Origin of the sequence: Desulfallas sp. Bu1-1, assembly GCF_015594625.1 — a bacterium.
Classification (GTDB): Bacteria; Bacillota; Desulfotomaculia; order Desulfotomaculales; family Desulfallaceae; genus JADNRQ01.
In genome coordinates this window covers 1-255 of the sequence record NZ_JADNRQ010000112.1, presented here as the reverse complement: position 1 = coordinate 255, position 255 = coordinate 1, and the positions used below count along the sequence as shown (strand labels likewise).

Genomic DNA, 255 nt, shown 5'->3' with positions numbered 1-255 from the left:
ACTTCGAGCAGGGTGATGGCGTACTTTTTGTAGAACGGACCGGCGAGTTACATCCGGCGTGCGAGGATAAGGCTGACGAGGCCGCATCCGTAGCGAAAGCAAGTCTTAAAAGGGCGAGATAGTACGCCGGAGTAGACCCGAAACCGGGTGATCTACCCATGTCCAGAGTGAAGCGGGAGTAACATTTCGTGGAGGCTCGAACCAACCGTCGTTGAAAAGGCGGTGGATGAGGTGTGGGTAGTGGTGAAATGCCAA

Annotated in this window: 1 rRNA gene; it reads left to right on the top strand. The window is 54.9% G+C overall.

The features are described from left to right. A 23S ribosomal RNA gene (locus tag IT084_RS17870) occupies positions 1-255 on the top strand; the annotation flags it as partial.